Origin of the sequence: Streptomyces sp. NPDC088747 (genome assembly GCF_044751025.1) — a bacterium.
GTDB lineage: Bacteria > Actinomycetota > Actinomycetes > Streptomycetales > Streptomycetaceae > Streptomyces.
In genome coordinates, this window is record NZ_JBIVKZ010000013.1 from 264,045 (window position 1) to 284,091 (window position 20,047).

Consider the following 20,047-nt stretch of genomic DNA (forward strand, 5'->3'; position numbering starts at 1 on the left):
TGGGACAGCTGGGTTTAGCTTGTGATGCCGTCCGGTTGGTCCGGTATCCGGGCCGACGTCCAGTCCCGGCCTCCCCGGACAGAACCGGACGTCAGCCTGGCAGAACCGGACGTCAGCCCAGTCAGAACCGCACATCAGCCCGGACGGTGCCCGACCGCCAGCCGGACTATGTCCACCCGTGAGCGGATCCCCAACTTCCGGTACACCCGGGTCAGCGTGGCCTCCACCGTCTTCACGCTGATGAACAGGCGCGCGGCGATCTCGCGGTTGGTGGCGCCCTCCATGACGAGCGAGGCCACCTGCCGTTCGGTCGCGGCGAGGCTGTCGAGCGCGGCGGACGCGAGGCCGTCGAGGTCGCCGGAGGCGAGCAGGGCAGGCGCGGGAAGCGCCGCGGCGGCCACCTCGACCTGCCGCAGCCACGGCAGGGCGCGGCAGCGGCGGAAGAGCCGGGTCGCCTCCTCGTACGAGGTGGGGCCAGGCGTGAGAGTGCGCAGGCCGGCGAGCGCGTACGCGGCCCTGGCCTCCTCAAGTCCGTAGCCCAGTTTGCCGAGCCGGTCCTGAGCCGCCGTCAACTGCCGGATCGCGGCGACTTGTTCGCCGCGTGCGGCGCGTACGAGGGCCTCGACGCGGTCGAGTACCGCGAGCACGCTCTCGCGGCCCAGCCGCAGCGCCCGGTGCCGGGTCTCGTCGATGACGTCCTGCGCCTCGGCCTGTTCGCCGATCCGCACCAGCGCCTCGGCGAGATCCCCGTGCCAGCGTCCCCGGGCCGGGTCGACGACCCCGAGGCCCTCCTCCAACTCCCGTACGCGGCGCAGTGACTGGACCGTCGCGGGCGCGTCGCCCGCCACGAGCTGAGCGTGTCCGAGGGCGCCGAGCGCGCGCGACAGGTACATCAGGTCGCCGTCCTCCTCGGCCCGGTCCACGGCCTCCCGGGCCAGCGTGAGGGCCCTGTCCACATCGCCGCCCGCGGCCTCGGCGAGCGAGGTCAGCATCGCGGTGGCCGCCTCGCCGATCCCCGTGTCGCGGGCCAGCCGCAGGCTCTCGCGGGCGAGGTCGAGCGCCCGGCCGCAGTGTCCGGAACGCAACTCGGTCTCCGCCAGGGCGCGCAGGAAGTGCACCTCGCTCTCGACCATCCCGCGCCGGCGCACCTCGCGCAGCAGCGCGGTGAGGGTCGTCCGGGCCTCGGCGAGCTGGTCGCCCATGATCAGCCAGCGGACGCGGGCGGCACCGGCGCCGTTGTGGTCGCAGGCCACCCGGGGGTCCTGCGGTTCGCGCATCGCCCGCTGAATGGTCGCCGGGGCGCCCGGGTGTCCCATCAGGGTCTCCATCTGCGCCTGGAACGCCAGCGCGAGGAGTTCGGTGGGCCGGTCCCCGGCACGGGCCGCGAGCCCCGCGGCGCAGGCGGCCTCCTCGCGGGCCTTGCTCATCTCGCCCTCCACGAGCAGGGCACGCCAGGCCAGTTGGTAGCGGACGACGGCGAGCAGCCGGGGGTCCTCGCCCGCGTCCGCGAGCGCCTGCGGGAAGACGGCGTCGACCTCCGCCATGGCCTGCCCGGCGGCGTCGATGACGATCATCCAGGCGCGTACCCGGTCGGCGGGCGCGGTGGCACGCGTCAGCACCTGACGGGCGATGTCCCGTGCGAGGTCCGTCTCGCCGGCCGTGAGCGCGTCCTCGGCCGCCTGGAGCCTGCGCTCGTCGGGGCCCGGCACGGTGTCCGGCGGGGTGTGCCGGGCGGCGAGGAGTCCGAGTCCCGCCGCGATCGAGGGCGCGCCCCGGTCCCGGGCCACCGCCGCCGCCTCGCCGAGCCGGGCGGCGACCCCCGGGTCCGTACCCGTGGCGGCCAGGGCGAGGTGCCGGGCCCGCTCGATGGGGTCGGAGGCCGCGGTGGACAGCGCGGCGTGCGCGGCGCGCCGCTCCTGCGGGCTCGCCTCCGCGTACAGGGCGGCGGACACGAGAGGGTGCGCGAACCGGATGACGGGGGCCTCGCGCTCCGTCGCGAGCAGACCGAGCGCCGCCGCCGAGGCCGTCTCCGCCTCGGCGTTCTCGCGCCCGGCGGCGTGCAGCAGGGCCAGCGTGGGCCGCGCCCCGGCGCTCGCCACCAGCAGGGTGCGGCGGGCTTCCAGTGACAGCATCTCCAGCCGGTTCAGGACGAGCGCGCTCAACGAGGTCGGCACCGGCAGGGGTTCACCGGGGCTCGGCGGGGTCGGACTCTCGGCGAGGGCGCGGCCCAGTTCCAGCGCGAAGAGCGGATTGCCGCCGCTGGTGCGGTGGATGTCCCGCACGATCGAGCGGGACAGACCGGTGTAGCCGCGCCTGCCGAGGAGTTCGGCGACGTGCGCGCGGGAGAGCGGGCTGAGCCGCACGGCCAGGGTGTCCGGAGGGGACGCGCGTAGATAACGGTCATGCTGCTGCCCTTGCGGTTCCGTTTCGGTGCGTACGGCGCACAGCATCCGTACGGGCATGCCGCCGAGCCTGCGGGCGGCGAAGCCGAGCAGTTCGGCGCTGGCCGGGTCCAGCCACTGGAGGTCGTCGGCCACGATCAGTACGGGTCCCCGCGCGGCCAGCGCCCGGAACGCCGACAGGACCGCGAGCCGCAGCGCGAGACCGTCGCGTTGCAGGGTGGATTCGCCGCGGCCGGTGAGCGCCGACTCCAGGGCGGTGCGCTGCGGTCCCGGCAGCCGCTCGGAGACCTCGTCGGCGACCAGGCCGAGGAGGTCGGCGAGTGCGAGGAAGGGGAGATGGGATTCGGACTCGGTGGCGGAGCAGCGCAACACAGTCCGTGCGGATTCGGTGTATTCCGCGACCAACGCCCGCAGGACGGTCGACTTTCCTATTCCCGCGGGGCCGTGCACCAGCACACTGCCGCCGCCGGAGAGCTGTTCACGTGCTCCCGCGAAGAGCTCCTCCTGGCCGATGACCAGGTCGGGGCGGGGTCTCGCAGGTTCCTTGAAGTCCCCTCGCACGGTCACCGCTCCCCTCGTGTCGTGTCCTGACCAATATTAGGCAATGTCCCATTGAATTTCGGACGGTCGGGACGGTGAGGGAAATAACAACCTGGCGGTATAAGGCATTTCAGTGTGTCGACGCTTGAATGAGAAAGCGCCAGGAATCCGTCGGCGGTTACGGCAGGAGCCCGGCCCGGCGTGCCGCGACCACCGCTTCCCACCTGGTGTGGGCACCGAGCCTGCGCATCGCCGACCGCAGATATCCCTTCACGGTCTCCGGGCGCAGCCCCAGCCGCTCAGCCGCCGACGCGTTCGTCGCGCCGGCCGCCACACACGCCAGAACGTCCAGCTCACGCGGTGCGAGGTCGACCGGCCGGGAGTCCGCGTCCGGTGACACCGCGCCGGCCAGCCGCCCGCAGACGGAGAGGAGTTCGCCCCGCAACGCCGGGTCGAGGATCCGCGGTGCCAGCGCCCGCAGCGCCCCGTGGGCCTCCCGCACCTCCTCCCAGGCGGCGACGTCCGCCGCGGGGCCCGGATTCCGCGCGAGGGCCAGCAGCGCCTGCGCCTCGTCCCGTACGACGAGTGCCTGTTCCACGTCCCGGGCCGCCTCGACCGCCGCGCCGAGCGTGCGGTCGCCCAGCGGCTGGGCCGTGCGCAGGGCGCCGTACAGCACACCGCGCACCCGGCGCCGTACCACCACCGGGACCGCGAGCACCGAGCGCAGCCCCTCCATGGCGACCGCCGTGTCGTACTCGTGGCTGATCTGCCGGGAGGAGGAGTAGTCCGTCACGGCGCACGGCCGGGCGAGCGCCACCGACTTGCCGCCCAGGCCGTTGCCCGTCGACACCGCCAGCGCGCGGAGCGCGGCCGTCGCCGTCCCGCTGAGCTGGCTGATACGCACCTGTTGGCGCCCCGGCTCGACCAGGCCGCCGAAAGCGACCGGCAGTCCCGTGGCGCGCCGCAGACGCGCCAGTGCGCCCCGCACCTCCACTGCCTCGGCTGTGTCAGCTGCCACTGTTCGCCCCTTCGTCGCGGCGCACCCCCGTTCGGGGGTGGTGAGACCTGCATCACGGCATACACGATGGTAGGCGGCTGTCCGGTGACGAGGAGGACACATGACGGTGACGACGAGCGCGACGGAGCGGTTCCGCGCCGCACGGGACTTCCTGCTGGCACACCGCGAGGACTACGCCACGGCCTACGAGGGCTTCGAGTGGCCGCGCCCGGAGCGCTTCAACTGGGCGCTCGACTGGTTCGACGTCATCGCCCGGGACAACCTCCGCACCGCCCTGCACATCGTGGAGGAGGACGGCGCCCGGACCCGCATCTCCTTCGCCGACATGTCGGAGCGGTCGGACAGGGTCGCCAACTGGCTCGCCGCGCAGGGCGTCCGCGCCGAGGACCGCGTCCTCGTCATGCTCGGCAACCAGGCCGAACTGTGGGAGACGGCCCTCGCCGCGATGAAGCTGCGCGCCGTCGTCATTCCGGCCACCACCCTGCTCGGCCCCGCCGACCTGCGCGACCGGGTCGGACGCGGCCGGGTCCGGCACGTGATCGCCCGCGCCGAGGACGCGGAGAAGTTCGACGGGGTGCCGGGCGACTACACCCGGATCGCGGTCGGCGCCGCGCGCCCCGGATGGCGCCCGTACGAGGAGGCGTACGCCGCCGACGCCGCCTTCGAGCCCGACGGCCCCACCCATCCGGACGACCCGCTGATGCTCTACTTCACCTCCGGCACGACGGCCCGCCCCAAGCTCGTCGAACACACCCACCTCTCCTACCCGGTGGGCCATCTGGCGACGATGTACTGGATCGGGCTCGGGCCCGGCGACGTGCATCTGAACATCTCCTCGCCCGGCTGGGCCAAGCACGCCTGGTCCAACCTGTTCGCGCCGTGGAGTGCGGAGGCGACCGTCTTCATCCACAACTACACGCGCTTCGACGCGGGCCGTCTGATGGCGGAGATGGACGGCGCGGGTGTGACGACCTTCTGCGCGCCGCCCACCGTGTGGCGCATGCTCATCCAGGCCGACCTGTCCCAACTGGCCACGCCGCCGCGCGAGGTGGTGGCCGCGGGGGAGCCCTTGAACCCCGAGGTCATCGAGCGGGTACGGCGGGTCTGGGGCGTCACCGTCCGCGACGGCTTCGGGCAGACGGAGACCGCGGTCCAGGTCTCCAACAGCCCCGGGCAGCCGCTGAAGACGGGCTCGATGGGACGGCCGAGCCCCGGGTTCCGCGTCGTGCTGCTCGACCCGGTGTCGGGCGCGCCGGGTGTCGACGAGGGCGAGATCGCGCTCGACCTCTCCACCCGCCCCGTGGGCTTGATGACCGGCTACCACGGCGACCCGGACCGTACCGCCGAGGCGATGGCGGGCGGCTACTACCGCACCGGCGACATCGGTTCCCGCGACGCCGACGGATACATCACCTACGTGGGCCGCGCCGACGACGTGTTCAAGGCCTCCGACTACAAGATCTCCCCCTTCGAGCTGGAGAGCGCTCTGCTGGAGCACGAGGCGGTCGCCGAGGCCGCCGTCGTGCCCGCCCCGGACGAACTGCGCCTGGCGGTCCCCAAGGCCTACATCGTCCTCGCCGCCGGCTGGGAGCCGGGCCCGGACACCGCCAAGGTCCTCTTCGAGCACTCCCGCACGGTCCTCGCGCCCTACAAGCGCCTGCGCCGACTGGAGTTCGGCGACCTCCCCAAGACCGTGTCCGGCAAGATCCGCCGCATCGAGCTGCGCGAGGCCACGGCCGCGGGCTCCGACGCCGAGTACCGCGAGGAGGACTTCCGGTGAGCGGGCCGTCGTACGCGCACGGCACGGGCACGACCGCGCTGCTGGGCGACACGATCGGCGTCAACCTGGACCGGGCCGTCGAGGCCTGGCCCGACCGGGAGGCGCTCGTCGACGTGCCGTCCGGGCGGCGTTGGACCTACGCCCGGTTCGCCGCGGACGTGGAGCGGCTGGCGTGCGCGCTGCTCGCCGAGGGCGTCGCCAAGGGTGACCGTGTCGGCATCTGGGCGGTCAACTGCCCGGAGTGGGTGCTCGTCCAGTACGCCACCGCCCGCATCGGCGCGGTCATGGTCAACATCAACCCCGCCTACCGCACCCACGAGGTCGAGTACGTCCTGCGGCAGGCCGGGATCTCGGTGCTGTTCGCCTCCCTCAGCCACCGGACGAGCGATTACCGCGCGATGGTCGAGGAAGTGCGGGGCTCCTGCCCGGAGTTGAGGCGGACCGTCTACATCGGGGACCCGGGCTGGGACACGCTGCTGAGCAGTGGGACATCCGACCGGCGGGACGAACTCCGGGACGAACTCCGGGTCCGCGAGGGCGAGTTGTCCTGCGACGACCCGATCAACATCCAGTACACCTCGGGGACCACCGGCTTCCCCAAGGGAGCCACCCTCTCCCACCACAACATCCTCAACAACGGCTATTTCGTGGGCGAGTCGATCGCCTACACCGAGCAGGACCGGGTCTGTGTCCCGGTGCCCTTCTACCACTGCTTCGGCATGGTGATGGGAAATCTGGCGGCCACCTCGCACGGCGCCTGCCTGGTCGTTCCCGCGCCCTCCTTCGACCCGGCGGCGACCCTGCGCGCGGTCCAGGACGAACGGTGCACGTCGCTCTACGGCGTACCGACCATGTTCATCGCGGAGTTGAACCTCCCCGGCTTCGCCGAGTACGACCTCTCCTCGCTGCGCACCGGCATCATGGCGGGCTCGCCCTGCCCCGTCGAGGTGATGAAACGGGTGGTCGCCGAGATGCACATGGCGGAGGTGTCCATCTGCTACGGCATGACGGAGACCTCGCCGGTGTCCCTCCAGACGCGCCGGGACGACGACCTGGAGCACCGCACCGGCACGGTCGGCCGGGTCCTGCCGCACATCGAGGTGAAGGTGGTCGACCCGGTGGACGGCGTGACGCTGCCCCGCGGGTCGGCGGGCGAACTGTGCACCCGCGGCTACAGCGTCATGCTCGGCTACTGGAACGAGCCCGAGAAGACCGCGGAGACCGTCGACGCGGGGCGCTGGATGCACACGGGCGATCTCGCGGTGATGCGCGAGGACGGGTACGTCGAGATCGTCGGACGCATCAAGGACATGATCATCCGCGGTGGCGAGAACATCTACCCGCGCGAGATCGAGGAGTTCCTGTACGCCCATCCGAAGATCGCCGACGTCCAGGTGGTCGGCGTACCCCACGAGCGCTACGGCGAGGAGGTCCTCGCCTGTGTCATCCCGCGCGACCCGGCCGACCCGCCGGCCCTCGACGAACTGCGGGCCTACTGCCAGGGGCGGCTGGCGCACTACAAGATCCCGAGCCTGCTGCGGATCCTGGAGTCCTTCCCGATGACGGTGTCCGGAAAGGTGCGGAAGATCGAGCTGCGGGAGTCGTACGGGGAGTGAGGGCGGGGAATGGGCGTGAGGGCGGGAGGGAGAGCGGGGTTCAGGCGCCGGCCGCGATGAGTTCGTCGGCCGGGCTGTTCACCGGCTGGGGGGTGCCGGTCAGGTCGAGGACGAAGAGGGGGACGCCGAGGGTGTCCGCGCGGGAGCGGGCGTCGTCCGCGAAGCCCGAGAGGGAGAAGTACACACACTCCGCGGACTCCGTCATCGCCGTCAGCCACAGGCACTCCACGTCGCGCAGCGAGGCGGGGCGGACCGTGGGATCCACCTGGGCCAGGATTCCGCGGGCGGCCAGCCCGATGCCCGTCGGGGGCCGCTGGTCCGCACGTCTGATGTCCCGGTAACCGAGCCAGCGCAGATACAGCGCGGCGGCGGTGACGGCGTCCCGGGCGGTACGGATGGTGACCGGCTGGAACGCCGGGCGCGGCACGGGCGGGGTGTCGTCGTGCGGGTGCTCCGGGTGCTCCGGGTGCTCCGGGTGCTCCGGCTCCGGGGTGCGGGCCCGCTGTGTGCCGGTGTCCGGGACGGCCACGACGGCCGTGTCCTCGACGGCTGTGTCCTCGAAGGCCGTGTCCTCGTCGGTGTCGTGGGTCGCCTCGGCGACGCCGCCCGGTGTGAGCGGCGCGCGCAGCGGACGGCGTACCCCTCGAACCGGTATCCGCAGCTCCGTCCCGCAGGAGCAGCCCAGCTCGGGCGCGGGCCACTGGTCCTCGCGGCCGCAGGCCGAACAGCGGACGGTGACCCAGTCCTCGTCCCAGGTGCGGTGGGTGACGGCCGCGGGTTCCGCGAGGCGGTCGAGCGGCGGCGTGACGGGCGCGCCGCACACGCAGGGATAGGACAGCGCCGCGTACAGATGCTCTCGGCGGCAGGCCGGGCACCGCACCGGCACGCTCTCGGCCATGGCCCACTCCAGGACGTCAGGTCGCTCTCGGACAGCGCGTCCATCGTCCTCCAGTGAGGGTGCCCGCGGCAGGGAAACGACCGGACAGCCACCGCTGGATCCGGCCGCACCCGCTCTTGACGGCTCTCGGCACCCCGGCCTACATTGCTTCCAGATAGTAGAAGTTAGTTTCCGCAATACGGAATTCGGACAGGGAAGCCGCTGCGGAACCGCAAACGGAATCAACAGCTCTCCGCGGGCGCGACGGGAGCGCGAATCCGACAGCCGAAGCAGGAGTACTCCATGGCTCGTATGACCGCTGCCCGCGCGGCAGTCGAGATCCTCAAGCGCGAGGGCGTCAGTGACGCGTTCGGCGTCCCGGGTGCGGCGATCAACCCCTTCTACGCGGCCCTCAAGGCCTCCGGCGGGATCAGCCACACCCTCGCCCGCCATGTCGAGGGCGCCTCGCACATGGCGGAGGGCTACACCCGGACCCATCCGGGCAACATCGGCGTCTGCATCGGCACCTCGGGACCGGCCGGCACCGACATGATCACCGGGCTGTACTCCGCCACCGGTGACTCGATCCCGATCCTCTGCATCACCGGCCAGGCACCGACCGCCGTGATCCACAAAGAGGACTTCCAGGCGGTCGACATCGCCTCCATCGCCAAGCCGGTGACGAAGATGGCGATCACCGTCCTCGAACCGGCCCAGGTCCCCGGCGTCTTCCAGCAGGCCTTCCACCTCATGCGCTCGGGGCGTCCCGGCCCGGTCCTCATCGACCTGCCCATCGACGTCCAGCTCGCCGAGATCGAGTTCGACCCCGAGACCTACGAGCCGCTCCAGGCGTACAAGCCGGCCGCCACCCGTTCCCAGGTCGAGAAGGCGATCGCGCTGCTCAACGAGTCGGAGCGTCCGCTGATCGTCGCCGGCGGCGGTGTCATCAACGCCGACGCGGCCGAACTCCTCGTCGAGTTCGCCGAGTTGACGGGTACGCCGGTCGTGCCGACCCTGATGGGCTGGGGCATCCTCCCCGACGACCACGACCTGAACGCCGGCATGGTGGGCCTGCAGACCTCGCACCGCTACGGCAACGCCACCTTCCTGGAGTCCGACTTCGTCCTCGGCATCGGCAACCGCTGGGCCAACCGGCACACCGGCAAGCTGGACGTCTACACCGCGGGCCGCAAGTTCGTGCACGTCGACATCGAGCCCACCCAGATCGGCAAGATCTTCGCCCCGGACTTCGGCATCGCCTCCGACGCCAAGGCCGCGCTGAAGCTCTTCGTCGAGGTCGCGCGAGAACTGAAGGACGAGGGCAGGCTTCCCGACCGCGGCGAGTGGGCCGCGTCCGCGCAGGAGAAGCGGGCGACGCTCCAGCGCCGTACGCACTTCGACGACATCCCGATCAAGCCGCAGCGGGTCTACGAGGAGATGAACAAGGCCTTCGGCCCGGAGACCCGGTACGTCACCACCATCGGGCTCTCGCAGATCGCCGGCGCCCAGATGCTGCACGTCTACCGCCCGCGGCACTGGATCAACTGCGGTCAGGCGGGCCCGCTCGGCTGGACCGTCCCGGCCGCGCTCGGCGTCGCCAAGGCCGACCCCCAGGCGCAGGTCGTCGCGCTCTCCGGCGACTACGACTTCCAGTTCATGATCGAGGAACTGGCCGTCGGCGCCCAGCACCGGATCCCCTACGTCCATGTCCTGGTGAACAACGCCTACCTGGGCCTGATCCGGCAGGCGCAGATCGGCCTGGACATCAACTTCCAGGTCAACCTGGAGTTCGAGAACATCAACTCGCCGGAACTGGGCGTCTATGGCGTCGACCACGTCAAGGTCGTCGAAGGCCTCGGCTGCAAGGCGATCCGGGTCACCGACCCCAGCGAGCTGGGCGCCGCGTTCGAGCAGGCCAAGAAGATGGCCGCCGAGTTCCAGGTCCCCGTCGTTGTCGAAGCCATCCTGGAGCGTGTCACCAACATCGCGATGAGCAGGACGAACGACATCAGCAACGTCGTCGAGTTCGAGGAGATCGCGACCGAGCCGGGCCACGCGCCGACCTCGATCAGGACGCTCAAGGTCTGACGCGCGCCGCTCTCGATTCGCCCGTACGACCGTGAAGGGGCGGCTCGCCCGATGGGTGAGCCGCCCCTTCCGCATGCCATGGCTTCCCCCGCCCATGGCATCCCCCGTCCGGGGCCCCGCCGCCCCCGGGGGTCGTTCCGCCTCCGTCGGCTAGAAGGCCGCCCCCGCCGCCCCGTGCCCGCCGCCGCCCGGGTTCGGCGAGGACCGCTCGCCGTCGGCCGCCCCACCGCGCCCCAGCAGCCCCGCGTCCTGGGCGAAGCGCGGCGCCAGGACGGTGAGGGCCTCGTCGCCGTGGAGGGCAACCGCGTACAGGATGTCCTCCGTCGAGAGTCCCTCCCGCCCGCCGGGAAGGGGCAGTTGGGCTCGCAGGTCGTCAAGTGTGCGCCGGGCGGCCCGGGTCCGGCCGCGGGGGAAGCCGCGCAGCAGCCCCGCCGCGATCAGCTCGGCACGCAGTTCCGCCAACGACGTCCGGACACGCGGCTGCTCCAGCAGATCCCGTATCCCCGCCGGACGCCGGTGGAGGGAGACGTGTACCGCCTTCTCCAGCGGGCTCCCCGAGCGCGTGGCCACGCCGGAGGTCCGCAGCGTGCCGCGCCGTGCGGGATGGGCCGAGCCCTCGATCAGCAGGGCGAGTGCGGCGACCTTCAGGGCGGTGAGCGGGCCGCCGCGCAGCAGCGCGAGTGAGTGCGGGTTGAGCCGAACCGGTTCCGGACCGTCCATCGTGACCCCCAGAGTGAGGCCCGCCGCCCCCGTGCCGGCGGGCCTCATGTGCCGAGAATGTGCCCACAAGCGGGGGAAGTTGAAGCCCCCGGTGCAGTGTTCAGAGCTTGATTTGAGGGTTCCGTACGCCCGCTACGCCCGGAGCCGTAGGCATCCGGCGCGTCCCCGGCAGGTTTCCGGCGGGTCTCCGTGGCCGGGGCTCACTCCCCGGGGTGCTCCGACAGGCCGGGCCATTCGTCGGGTCCGCCGCCCTGCCAGTCGATGATGTCGCTCTCCTCGACCTCGATCGCGTCCAGGTCGTGACCGACGTCCGCGCGGCGCAGGATCTCGACGACGTCGTCCAGGTGGTAGGCGACACCGAGCGTCTCGTCCCCCATGGTGACCCGCCGCGATCCGTCCAGGCCCGGGGTGTGCACGACGATGCTGGGATAGTCCATCTCCCCAGGCTGCTGCGCCCCGGCCCGATCCGCACCCCGAGTGCACGACGAAGCGCCGGGTACGGGGCCGTCCGTACCCGGCGCTCCGTACCCGGCGCTCCGGCCGGACGAGCTCTGCGGTTGTTGCCGTCCGACGGCGCGAGGCTGGGCGCGACAGGACATTCGCGCCGCCGGACGGAGTCGGTGGGGACGGGTTCGGTGCCGGTGGACCGGCCCGAGCCGGTGGTCCGGGCGTGTCCTCTGATCCGGAGGGAGCCGGTGGTCCGGAGGGAGCCGGTGGTCCCGGCTCGGCCGGTGGTCGTGCTGTGCGGCTGGGACCGCGGCGGATGCGATGGAACCGGGGCGGCCTTCCCTCAGGTCGAGAAGGGAGCCCCGGAACCTTGACCACCGCACTGGCTCACACACCGCCGCGGTCCTCGGCCTGCCCGTCCGCCGGCCGTGTGGCCACCCCTCATCCGGGTCCACGCGGTCGGCGGCGGGCGCGCGTCCGGGATCAGACCTCCCGTCAGATCCCGTACGCAGCCTGTGAGTTGGAGGTCAGTCCTCGCGCAGGGCGTGGACCGCCTCCGCCACGCGCCTGCCGTACTCCGGGTCGGCGGCGTGGAAGTGGGCGAGGTTCTTCTCGATCACGTCGTCGCGGGAGACCTGGGAGAGGCCGCCGGCGATGTTCGCGACCAGCCGGGACTTCTCCTCCGCGGACATCAGGCGGTACAGCTCGCCCGCCTGGAAGAAGTGGTCGTCCTTGGTGTGCAGGGGAGCCTCGTGCGTGCCCGTGTGGCCGTTCACCGCGAGCGGGGACGACAGCGGGCGGCCGGTCTCGACCGGGCCCCCGTACGAGTTGGGCTCGTAGTTCCTGGCATGCCGGCCCTGGGAGTTGACGGCCATGAGCCCGTCACGGCCGTAGTTGTCCGCGGCCGTCGCCCTCGGGGCGTTCACCGCGAGCAGCGTGTGGTTGACGCCCAGGCGGTAGCGGTGCGCGTCGGCGTAGGCGAACAGGCGGCCCTGGAGCATCTTGTCCGGCGAAGGACCGATGCCCGGAACGAAGTTGTTCGGGGAGAACGCGGCCTGCTCGACCTCGGCGAACACGTTGTCGGGGTTGCGGTCGAGCACCAGTCGGCCCACCCGCCGCAGCGGGTAGTCCCGGTGCGGCCACACCTTGGTGAGGTCGAAGGGGTTGAAGCGGTAGTCGGCCGCCTCCGCCGCCGGCATGATCTGCACGTGCAGGGTCCAGGACGGGTTCATCCCCCGTTCGATGGCCTGGAGCAGGTCCGTCTGGTGGGAGTTGGGGTCCCTGCCCGCCAGCTCGGCGCCCTGCTCGCTGGAGAGACTGCGTACGCCCTGGTTCGTCTTGAAGTGGTACTTGACGAAGAAGGCCTCGCCCTCGGCGTTCGTCCACTGGTAGGTGTGCGAGCCGTAGCCGTTCATGTGGCGGTAGGAGGCCGGGATGCCGCGGTCGCCCATCAGGTAGGTGATCTGGTGCGTCGCCTCGGGGGAGTGCGCCCAGAAGTCCCAGACGTTGTCCGGCTCCTGCCTGCCGGTGAACGGGTCGCGCTTCTGCGAGTGAATGAAGTCGGGGAACTTGACCGGGTCCTTGACGAAGAAGACCGGGGTGTTGTTCCCGACGAGGTCGTAGTTCCCCTCCTCCGTGTAGAACTTCAGCGCGAAGCCGCGGGGGTCACGGACCGCGTCCGCCCCGCCGAGGTTGTCCGCGACCGTGGAGAAGCGCAGGAAGACCTCGGTGCGCCTGCCGACCGACTTCAGGAAGTCGGTGTGGGTGAAGTCCGTGACGTCGTCGGTCACTTCGAAGTAGCCGTACGCCCCGGAGCCGCGGGCGTGCACCACCCGCTCCGGGATGCGCTCACGGTTGAACCGGGCGAGCTTCTCCAGCAGGTGCTGGTCCTGGAGAAGCAGCGGGCCGCCGACGCCGGCGGTGGCGGAGTTCTGGTTGTCGGCGACCGGAGCGCCGGACTCGGTCGTAAGCACGCGCTTCGACATCGTGACCTTCCGTACGAGGATCAGCGGAAACCTTCTTCCGCTTGGTGGAGCTTCCGCTGGGTGGAGCCTAGGTTCGGGGCGAACCGGACGTCAACAGTTTGTTGAAGTGGTGGGCATGGATCCGGGCCACGGCGGCGCATGGGCGCGACAGGACAGGTGTCAGCGCCGCCGTGGCCCGGAAGTCTCGAAGGGGTCAGACCTGGGCGCCGGAAAGGCGCTCCACGGCCCGCAGCAGGGCCGAGTGGTCCAGGCCGCCGTCACCCTGCGCGCGCAGACTGGCGACCAGCTGGGCCACCACGGCGCCGACCGGCAGGGCCGCGCCGACGTTGCGGGCGGCGTCGGTGACGATGCCCATGTCCTTGTGGTGCAGGTCGATTCGGAAGCCCGGCTTGAAGTCGCGGTTGAGGAAGTTGTCCTTCTTCCGCGTCAGCACGGTCGAGCCGGCGAGTCCGCCGTTGAGGACGTCCAGGGCGGCCGTCAGGTCCACGCCCGACTTCTCCAGGAAGACCACGGCCTCGGCGCACGCCTGGATGTTCACGGCGACGATCAGCTGGTTGGCGGCCTTCACGGTCTGGCCCGAGCCGTGCGGACCGCACAGCACGATGGTTTTGCCGAGGGCGTCGAAGACCGGCGCCGCCTCGTCGAAGTCGGCCCGGTCGCCGCCCACCATGATGGACAGCACGGCCTCGACCGCGCCGGCCTCACCGCCGGACACAGGGGCGTCCAGCACCCGGATGCCCTTCTCCGCGGCGGCCTTCGCGAGGTCCACGGAGGTCTGCGGGGTGATGGAGGACATGTCGATCAGGAGGGTGCCGGGCCGCGCGTTCTCCAGGATGCCGTCGGGGCCGTACGCGATCGCCTCGACGTGCGGGGACGCGGGCACCATGGTGATCACCACGTCGGCGTCCCGCACGGCCTCGGCGATCGAGCCCGCCGCGGTGCCGCCGGCGCCGGCCAGCCGCTCCAGCTTGTCCTTCTCCAGGGTGAAGCCGGTGACGTCGTATCCGGCCTTGATCAGGTTCTCGGACATGGGGGAGCCCATGATGCCGAGACCGATCCACGCGACCGACGGGCGGGCCGGGTGGGGGGAAGCTGCGGGGTTGCTGCTCATGAGGGTGCCTCTCTGACTGCTGCGATACGTCGGTGAGTTGCCGCTCAGCGGGCGGCTCGGGCCGCCCGGGGCAGCCACTCGAAGGACTCGGCGCTCGGCCGGTCGCCCGGCTTGTACTCCAGGCCGACCCAGCCCTCGTAACCGGCCTTCGTCAGCTGGTCGAGGAGGTCCTCCAGCGGGAGCGAACCGGTGCCGGGCGCGCCGCGGCCCGGGTTGTCGGCGATCTGCACATGGCCGGTCCTGGCGGCGAACCGCTCGATGACCGACGGCAGGTCCTCGCCGTTCATGGACAGGTGGTAGAGGTCCATGAGGAACTTGGCGTTGCCCAGGCCGGTGGCTTCGTTGACCTTGTCGACGATCTCGACGGCGGCCGGGGCGGTGACCAGCGGGTAGAGCGGCGACTCGGGCTTGTTGAGGGCCTCGATCAGCAGGATCGCGCCGATGCGGTCGGCCGCGCGGGCCGCCAGTACCAGGTTCTCCAGGGCGAGTTCGTCCTGCTCGGCCGGGTCCACGCCCTCGACGCGGTTGCCGTACAGGGCGTTGAGCGCACGGCAGCCGAGCGACTCGGCGAAGTCCGCGGCCACGTCGATGTTGGCGTGGAACCGCACCGACTCCTCACCCGGGATCGACAACGCGCCGCGGTCCGGGCCCGGCAGCCGGCCGGCGTAGAAGTTCAGCCCCGTGAGCTGGACGCCCGCGTCCTCGATCGCCCGCTTGAGGGCGTCGAGCTCGGACTGCTCGGGGGTGGGGGAGTCGACCCAGGGCCACCAGAGCTCGACCGCCATGAAGCCCGCTGCGGCGGCGGCCGCGGGGCGCTCCAGGAGCGGGAGCTCCGTGAAGAGGATCGACAGGTTGACGTTGAAGCGCTGGTCCGCGAATCCCATAGGGGGTCGGCGCTCCCTTCCGTATCAGCGGGGCGGTGTGCTGGCGGTTCTGGCTGATTCCGTATTGCGGAAGTTCGTTTCTGCTTAATGGAAGATTGCCGCCGTGTGTCGGGGGTTGTCAAGAGGGGGCTGCCGGAAAATCGACGGCGCGCAGTAGGTTGAGCGCGTGCGATTGAGAGTGGAGTTCACGACCGAGCCCTTCGACCTCGACGAGGCGCCGCCGCACGCGCTGGTCGCCCGTGAGGTGGTCGAGTCCGCCGAGCTGGACGCCGTGGACGTCGGCCCCTTCGGCAACACCGCGGAGGGCGGCGCGGACGCGGTGCTCGGCGCGGTCGACGCGCTGCTGCGCAGGACCCTGGAGGCGGGTGCCACCCGGGTCTCGTTGCAGGTGAACGTCGTCGAGGAGGGGAAGCGGTGACCGCGTTCGGGGACGACCCCTTCGTCTCGGCCGTCAAGCCGCTCGTCGACGCCATGGGGGGCGAGATGCTGCCGCCGGACCAGGCCGGCCTCGACGACGTGGTGCTGTCCTGGGAGGGCGCGGACGTCGTCGCCGTCCGCCTGCCCCAGCTCGCCGACTCGCTCGATCACATCCTGGCCGCCCTGGAGCGCAAGCGGGGCAAGCCGCTGGCCGACCTGGACCGCAAGGCCAAGCAGGAGGTCGTACGGATACTGGAGGCGCGCGGCGCCTTCTCCGTGCGGCACGGCGTGGAGACGGTGGCGAGCGCCCTCGGGGTGAGCCGCTTCACCGTCTACAACTACCTGAACCGTGAGAAGGGCGTCTGACCAGGTACGACACACCTGGAAGCGGCCGAGTCCGGTCCCCCGTCGGCCCCCGCCGCCCGTAACGTCCGGGCGGCGGTTTTTGTTACCCGAAGTTTTCAACAAAGTGTTGACGTGATGTTTCCGAGGGCGTTAGCTATCCGCAGCCCGTCCAGCAACAAGGCCACGGAGGCTCCCGTGACTTCGAGTTCCTCGACACCGGGCCTGGCCCGGTTCAACGCCATGGAGGAGCACGCGGCAGCCGCCGCCCTCCACGAGGCGTGCGCCTCAACGGCATGGGGGAGCGCACTGCTCGCCCGCCGCCCCTTCGCCAGTCTCGCCGACCTGCTCGCCACGAGCGACGCCGTCATGGCCGGGCTGACCGACGCGGACCTCGCCCAGGCGATGGCCGGACATCCGCCGATCGGCCGGCCCAAGCCCGGGGACCCGACCTCCTCCCGGGAGCAGCGCGGTATGGCCGGCGCCTCCGAGGCGCTCAGGGAGGAGATGCTCGAACTCAACCTGGCGTACCAGGAGAGGTTCGGACACGTCTTCCTCATCTGCGCCACCGGCAGGACCGGCGAGCAGATGCGCGACGCGGCCAGGGAACGGCTCGGCAACCCGCCGGAGCGGGAACGCGAGATCGTCCGCATCGAGCTGGGCAGGATCAACCGCATCCGGCTCGGCAATCTCGTACAGGAAGACGACGCATGAGCACCGACCGCACAGCCTCCGTGTCCACGCACGTCCTGGACACCAGCGTCGGACGCCCCGCCGGGGGTGTCGCCGTCTCACTCGCGGCCCGCGCCGGAACCGCCGCGGACTGGCAGGCGCTCGGCGGCTCCGCGACCGACGCGGACGGCCGGTGCAAGGACCTTCCGGCGCTGCCGGAGGGGACGACCCACGTACGGCTCGACTTCGAGGTCGAGGCGTACTTCGAGAAGAAGCAAGCCGATGCGCAGCAGGACGCCCCCGCGAATCGGGACAGCGGTGCGACCGGAGCGTTCTTCCCCGAGGTGGCCATCACCTTCGCCGTCAGGCCGGGCGAGCACTACCACGTACCGCTGCTGCTCAACCCGTTCGGCTACTCCGTTTACCGAGGGAGCTAGCAGACATGACCGACAACCCCCGCCCTGGGCGCCCTGTGATCCTGGGACAGAACCAGTACGGCAAGGCCGAGAACCGCGTCGTCAAGATCACGCGGGACGGCGACACCCATCACATCAAGGACCTGAACGTGTCGGTCGCGCTGAGCGGCGACATGGAGGAGGTCCACTACTCGGGCTCCAACGCGAACGTCCTGCCCACGGACACCACCAAGAACACGGTGTACGCCTTCGCCAAGGAGCACGGCATCGAGTCCGCCGAGCAGTTCGGCATCCACCTCGCCCGGCACTTCGTGACGAGCCAGGAGCCCATCAAGCAGGCGCGGATCCGGATCGAGGAGTACTCCTGGGAGCGCATCGAGACCTCGGACGCCAACTCGAGGTTCATCGGCGCCGACGAGGTCAAGCACTCCTTCGTACGCAAGGGCCAGGAGACCCGGGTCAGCCAGATCACCTACGACGGCTCGTCCTGGGAGATCATCTCGGGCCTGAAGGACCTCGTCGTGATGAACTCGACCAACTCCGAGTTCTGGGGCTACGTCAAGGACAAGTACACGACGCTGCCCGAGGCCTACGACCGCATCCTCGCCACCCAGGTCTCCGCCCGCTGGCGCTTCAACTGGTCCAGCGACGACCAGCAGATGCCCAACTGGGAGAAGTCCTACGACCAGGTCAGGAAGCACATGCTCCAGGCCTTCGCGGAGACGTACTCGCTCTCCCTCCAGCAGACCCTGTACCAAATGGGCTCGCGGATCATCAACCACCGCGGCGAGATCGACGAGGTCCGCTTCTCGCTCCCGAACAAGCACCACTTCCTGGTCGACCTGAAGCCGTTCGGCCTCGAGAACGACAACGAGGTCTACTTCGCGGCGGACCGGCCGTACGGCCTCATCGAGGCGACCGTCCTGCGTGACGGCCTCGAACCGCGGATCCCTGTCGACCTCACCAATCTCTGACCCCTGCCCGGTGCCCCCGGCCGGCCGGGGGCACCCCCTCCTTCGGCACCCGTGGCCTCCCCGCCGCGGCACTCAAACCTCCAGGGTCCTGCCGTGCCCACCCCCGAGAACGAAGAAGGACGCACCATGGCAGCATCGGCGGAAGTCCAGCGGATCGTCATCGAGAACTGTGCGATCGCGACGGTGGACGCGGGCGACACCGAGTACGCGACGGGCCACGTCGTCGTCGCGGGCAACCTCATCGAGTCGCTCGGCGCGGGCAGCGCCCCGCAGGACCTGGAGAACGTCGTACGCCGCATCGACGGCACCGGCCACCTGGTGACCCCGGGCCTGGTCAACACCCACCACCACTTCTACCAGTGGATCACCCGGGGCCTCGCCACCGACCACAACCTCTTCAACTGGCTGGTCGCCCTCTACCCGACCTGGGCGCGCATCGACGAGCCGATGACGTACGCGGCGGCGCAGGGCTCCCTCGCCATGATGGCCCGCGGCGGAGTCACCACCGCCATGGACCACCACTACGTCTTCCCGAAGGGCTCCGGCGACCTGTCCGGCTCGATCATCCGGGCCGCGCGCGAGACGGGCGTCCGCTTCACCCTGGCCCGCGGCTCCATGGACCGCAGCGAGAAGGACGGCGGACTGCCGCCGGACTTCGCCGTCGAGACCCTCGAAGGGGCGCTCGCCGCCACCGAGGCGACGGTCGACGAACACCACGACCCCTCCTTCGGCGCGATGACGCAGGTGGCCGTCGCACCCTGCTCGCCCTTCTCCGTCTCCACCGAACTGATGCGGCAGGGCGCCGAGTTGGCCCGCCGCAAGGGCGTACGGCTGCACACGCACGGCTCGGAGACCGTGGAGGAGGAGCAGTTCTGCAAGGAACTGTTCGGCATGGGCCCCACCGAGTACTTCGAGTCGACCGGCTGGCTCGGCGAGGACGTGTGGATGGCGCACTGCGTCCACATGAACGACTCCGACATCGCCGCCTTCGCCCGTACGAAGACGGGTGTGGCCCACTGCCCGTCCTCCAACGCCCGTCTGGCGGCCGGGATCGCACGCGTCCCCGACATGCTCGCGGCCGGCGTCCCGGTCGGCCTCGGCGTCGACGGCACCGCGTCCAACGAGTCAGGCGAACTGCACACCGAACTGCGCAACGCGCTCCTCGTCAACCGCCTCGGCGCCCACCGCGAGGCTGCCCTGAACGCCCGTCAGGCACTGCGCCTCGGCACCTACGGCGGTGCTCAAGTCCTGGGCAGGGCGGCCGAGATCGGCTCCCTGGAACCCGGCAAGCTCGCCGACCTCGTGCTCTGGAAGCTGGACACCCTGGCGCACGCCTCGATCGCCGACCCGGTGACCGCGCTGGTCTTCGGCGCGGCGGCCCCGGTCACCCTCTCGCTCGTCAACGGCCGTCCGGTCGTCGAGGACAGCCGGCTCCTGCACGTCGACGAGGACGCCATCGCCCGCTCCACCCGGGAACAGGCACAGCGTCTCGCGCGTATCGCCGCGCGGGCCTGACGGTCCGGCCCGGCCCGCGTCGCCGCGCGGGCCGGACCAGGTCCCGCCTGACGCGCGTCGCCGCGCGGGCCCGACGGTCCGTGACGCGCCCGGCGTACAGGCCTGAACGCCGGGCCGGCGCCCATCGCCGTACAGGCCCGGACAACCCAAGATCTCCGGCCGAGGGGGACGGCCCCCGGCCGGTAGCCGTGGACCCGAGCGGGGTCCATGGCGGCCGTCGCCGGGGCGCGCATGGACGTGCGC

At 71.1% G+C, this 20,047-nt stretch carries 17 protein-coding genes; 9 read left to right on the forward strand and 8 right to left on the reverse strand.

Annotated features, from left to right (window positions below; genetic code table 11):
• Positions 1-134 precede the first annotated feature (134 nt).
• Together ACIP79_RS28555 and ACIP79_RS28560 are read right to left on the reverse strand one after the other, a co-directional pair.
• Positions 135-2,969: an AAA family ATPase gene (locus ACIP79_RS28555; protein WP_401227667.1), complete on the reverse strand. Its 2,835-nt coding sequence runs from the start codon at positions 2,967-2,969 to the stop codon at positions 135-137.
• Between the two features lie 151 nt (positions 2,970-3,120).
• Positions 3,121-3,960 (reverse strand): response regulator transcription factor, encoded by an 840-nt coding sequence (locus ACIP79_RS28560; protein WP_401227668.1) that lies wholly within the window; start codon positions 3,958-3,960, stop codon positions 3,121-3,123.
• A gap of 100 nt (positions 3,961-4,060) precedes the next feature.
• Here ACIP79_RS28560 and ACIP79_RS28565 point away from each other — a divergent pair, with 100 nt between their 5' ends.
• Together ACIP79_RS28565 and ACIP79_RS28570 are read left to right on the forward strand one after the other, a co-directional pair.
• Positions 4,061-5,740, forward strand: a complete 1,680-nt coding sequence (locus tag ACIP79_RS28565) for an AMP-binding protein (protein ID WP_401227669.1) — start codon at positions 4,061-4,063, stop codon at positions 5,738-5,740.
• The gene (locus ACIP79_RS28570; RefSeq protein WP_401227670.1) at positions 5,737-7,356 is read left to right on the forward strand and encodes an AMP-binding protein; all 1,620 of its coding nucleotides are present in this window, start codon (positions 5,737-5,739) and stop codon (positions 7,354-7,356) included. The genes ACIP79_RS28565 and ACIP79_RS28570 overlap by 4 nt, the downstream gene beginning before the upstream one ends.
• 40 nt (positions 7,357-7,396) lie before the next feature.
• Here the strand turns inward: ACIP79_RS28570 and ACIP79_RS28575 are convergent, their stop codons facing one another.
• Positions 7,397-8,254, reverse strand: a complete 858-nt coding sequence (locus tag ACIP79_RS28575; protein ID WP_401227671.1) for a hypothetical protein — start codon at positions 8,252-8,254, stop codon at positions 7,397-7,399.
• A gap of 282 nt (positions 8,255-8,536) precedes the next feature.
• Here ACIP79_RS28575 and gcl point away from each other — a divergent pair, with 282 nt between their 5' ends.
• On the forward strand, positions 8,537-10,321 hold the full coding sequence (gene gcl, locus ACIP79_RS28580) for a glyoxylate carboligase (RefSeq protein WP_401227672.1): 1,785 nt from the start codon (positions 8,537-8,539) through the stop codon (positions 10,319-10,321).
• A gap of 150 nt (positions 10,322-10,471) precedes the next feature.
• Here the strand turns inward: gcl and ACIP79_RS28585 are convergent, their stop codons facing one another.
• From ACIP79_RS28585 to ACIP79_RS28605, 5 genes are all read right to left on the reverse strand, one after another.
• Positions 10,472-11,089: a TIGR04222 domain-containing membrane protein gene (locus tag ACIP79_RS28585; RefSeq protein WP_401227673.1), complete on the reverse strand. Its 618-nt coding sequence runs from the start codon at positions 11,087-11,089 to the stop codon at positions 10,472-10,474.
• Between the two features lie 152 nt (positions 11,090-11,241).
• The gene (locus tag ACIP79_RS28590; protein WP_401227674.1) at positions 11,242-11,478 is read right to left on the reverse strand and encodes a hypothetical protein; all 237 of its coding nucleotides are present in this window, start codon (positions 11,476-11,478) and stop codon (positions 11,242-11,244) included.
• 537 nt (positions 11,479-12,015) lie between these two features.
• Positions 12,016-13,473 (reverse strand): catalase, encoded by a 1,458-nt coding sequence (locus ACIP79_RS28595; protein ID WP_401227675.1) that lies wholly within the window; start codon positions 13,471-13,473, stop codon positions 12,016-12,018.
• 193 nt (positions 13,474-13,666) lie between these two features.
• A complete protein-coding gene (locus tag ACIP79_RS28600; protein WP_401227676.1) occupies positions 13,667-14,584 on the reverse strand; it encodes a 2-hydroxy-3-oxopropionate reductase in 918 nt (305 codons plus the stop codon).
• Positions 14,585-14,628: 44 nt separating this feature from the next.
• The gene (locus ACIP79_RS28605; protein ID WP_401227677.1) at positions 14,629-15,468 is read right to left on the reverse strand and encodes a TIM barrel protein; all 840 of its coding nucleotides are present in this window, start codon (positions 15,466-15,468) and stop codon (positions 14,629-14,631) included.
• Positions 15,469-15,634: 166 nt separating this feature from the next.
• On the opposite strand from ACIP79_RS28605, the gene ACIP79_RS28610 reads away from it, so the two are divergent.
• The 6 genes from ACIP79_RS28610 (at position 15,635) to ACIP79_RS28635 (ending at position 19,804) form a co-directional block, all read left to right on the forward strand.
• Positions 15,635-15,886: a hypothetical protein gene (locus tag ACIP79_RS28610; RefSeq protein WP_383687119.1), complete on the forward strand. Its 252-nt coding sequence runs from the start codon at positions 15,635-15,637 to the stop codon at positions 15,884-15,886.
• The gene (locus ACIP79_RS28615) at positions 15,883-16,251 is read left to right on the forward strand and encodes a helix-turn-helix domain-containing protein (RefSeq protein ID WP_387187309.1); all 369 of its coding nucleotides are present in this window, start codon (positions 15,883-15,885) and stop codon (positions 16,249-16,251) included. The genes ACIP79_RS28610 and ACIP79_RS28615 overlap by 4 nt, the downstream gene beginning before the upstream one ends.
• 174 nt (positions 16,252-16,425) lie before the next feature.
• Positions 16,426-16,941, forward strand: coding sequence for a 2-oxo-4-hydroxy-4-carboxy-5-ureidoimidazoline decarboxylase (gene uraD / locus ACIP79_RS28620; RefSeq protein WP_401227678.1), 516 nt, complete (start codon positions 16,426-16,428; stop codon positions 16,939-16,941).
• The gene (gene uraH, locus ACIP79_RS28625; protein ID WP_401227679.1) at positions 16,938-17,336 is read left to right on the forward strand and encodes a hydroxyisourate hydrolase; all 399 of its coding nucleotides are present in this window, start codon (positions 16,938-16,940) and stop codon (positions 17,334-17,336) included. The genes uraD and uraH overlap by 4 nt, the downstream gene beginning before the upstream one ends.
• Positions 17,337-17,341: 5 nt before the next feature.
• Complete coding sequence (gene pucL, locus ACIP79_RS28630; RefSeq protein WP_401227680.1) at positions 17,342-18,289, forward strand: factor-independent urate hydroxylase; 948 nt, start codon at positions 17,342-17,344, stop codon at positions 18,287-18,289.
• 126 nt (positions 18,290-18,415) lie between these two features.
• Positions 18,416-19,804: an 8-oxoguanine deaminase gene (locus ACIP79_RS28635; protein WP_401227681.1), complete on the forward strand. Its 1,389-nt coding sequence runs from the start codon at positions 18,416-18,418 to the stop codon at positions 19,802-19,804.
• The last annotated feature ends 243 nt before the right edge of the window (positions 19,805-20,047 follow it).